This is a genomic window from Mycobacterium szulgai (genome assembly GCF_002116635.1).
Classification (GTDB): domain Bacteria; phylum Actinomycetota; class Actinomycetes; order Mycobacteriales; family Mycobacteriaceae; genus Mycobacterium; species Mycobacterium szulgai.
Genome location: NZ_LQPW01000118.1, coordinates 1 through 2,129 on the forward strand (window position 1 = coordinate 1; position 2,129 = coordinate 2,129).

General features: G+C 66.1%; 1 protein-coding gene. It reads left to right on the plus strand.

The window, feature by feature from the left end:
• Nucleotides 1-2,129, plus strand: a 2,129-nt coding sequence (locus tag AWC27_RS16080) for a type I polyketide synthase (RefSeq protein ID WP_245847187.1), incomplete at both ends; no start/stop codon positions are given.

Below are 2,129 nucleotides of genomic sequence, written 5' to 3' on the forward strand. Positions count from 1 at the left end.
CCGCCTTGTCGGACACCCTGGCCGATCACCCCCACCAGCAGCACAGCGCGGTCATTCCTACCCTGCGCCGCGATCGCCCCGATCTGGACATGATCGCCCACACCCTGGCCCAACTCCACACCCACGGCCATAGTCCCCACTGGCCCGACCTTTACCCCCACGCCCACACCGTGGACCTGCCCACCTACCCCTTCCAACACCACCGGTACTGGCTGGAACCGGCCACCGGCGCTGATGTCGGTGCTGCTGGCCTGCATCGCCCCGATCACCGCCTGCTGGGGGCGCTGACCGAGCTGGCTGACCAAAGCTCCGCACAGCAGTTGGCGACGCTGCTCGACATAGTGGCTGGCGCTACCGCCGCCGTGCTTGCCGACCCCGATGCCAGCGCACTGGATCCTGACCAACCGTTTAAAGACCTCGGCATCGACTCTGTTAGCGCCTTAGACCTGCGCAACTCGCTGGTTCAGCTCAGTGGCCTGACCCTGCCCGCGACCTTGATCTTCGACTACCCCACCCCCACCGCCCTGACCCACTACCTGCACAGCCTGCTCACCGACACCACCCCCACCACCGCGCTGCCCGCACCCGTTGCCCACCACACCGATGACCCCGTGGTCGTGGTGGGTATGGCATGCCGGTTTGCCGGGGGGATTGGTTCAGCGGCCGATCTGTGGGAGGTGGTCAGCACCGGCACCGACGTGGTGGGGGATTTCCCCACCGACCGCGGCTGGGATCTGGGTGGATTGTTTGATCCCGACCCCGACGCGGTGGGTAAGACGTATAGCCGTTCGGGTGCGTTTTTGGCTGATATCGCCGGCTTTGACGCCGAATTCTTCGGCATTTCGGCTCGTGAGGCGGCCACGATGGATCCTCAGCAGCGGGTTTTGCTTGAGGTTTGTTGGGAGGCGTTGGAGAACGCGGGGGTTGATCCGGGCTCGTTGGCTGGTTCTGAGACGGGAGTGTTTGTCGGGACCTGGGCGCAGTCCTATGGCGATAGTGGTGATGAGGGTAGTGCGGGCCTGGTGATGACCGGCGGGGCTACCAGTGTGGCTTCGGGTCGGGTGGCTTATGTGCTGGGCCTGCAGGGTCCTGCGGTCACTGTGGATACGGCCTGCTCTTCCTCATTGGTCGCCACTCATCTGGCCTGCCAATCACTACGCACCGGCGAATCCAACCTGGCCCTAGCCGGCGGCGTCACCCTCATGACCACCCCCCTGATCTTCACCGAATTCGCCCGCCAACGTGGGTTGGCGGTGGATGGGCGTTGTAAAGCGTTCGCTGCGGCCGCTGATGGCACCGGATGGGGTGAGGGTGCGGCGGTGCTGGTGTTGGAACGTTTAAGTGATGCCCGCCGTCACGGGCATCGGGTGTGGGCGGTGATCGCGGGTTCAGCGGTCAATCAAGACGGTGCCTCTAACGGGTTGACCGCTCCTAACGGGCCCGCCCAACAACGCGTGATCACTCAGGCCGCGGCTAACGCTGGAGTCGGGTTGGACCAGGTTGATGTGGTCGAGGCCCACGGCACGGGCACCACGTTGGGTGACCCGGTCGAAGCCGGGGCCCTGATCGCCACCTACGGCGCTCACCGCGACCCCGACCAGCCGTTGTGGCTGGGCTCGGTCAAATCCAACATCGGCCACACTCAGGCCGCCGCGGGGGCGGCCGGGCTGATCAAAATGATCCAGGCCCTGCATCATCAGGTGCTGCCGGCCACCTTGCATATCGACCAACCCAGCCCCCATATCGACTGGTCACACGGCACCGTGCAACTGCTGAGCCAGGCCCAGCCCTGGCCGGTGAGCGAGCACGTGCGCACCGCGGCGGTGTCCTCGTTCGGGATCAGCGGCACCAACGCGCATGTGATTGTGCAGCAGGCCCCCGATGAGCCGGCGGTCTCTGACACCGACACCACCACCACACCACCGGGGGAGTCGGGCGAGTCGGCCCAGCCCACGGTGTTGGTGTGGCCGTTATCGGCGCGCAGCAGTGCCGCGTTACGCGCTCAGGGCGCTCGATTGCGCCAACACCTGCTTGAGCAGCCCGAGGTATCGCTGCGGGATCTGGCCTACAGCCTGGCCACCACCCGCAGCCATCACCCCCACCGGGCCGCGATCAGCACCGGCAGCCGG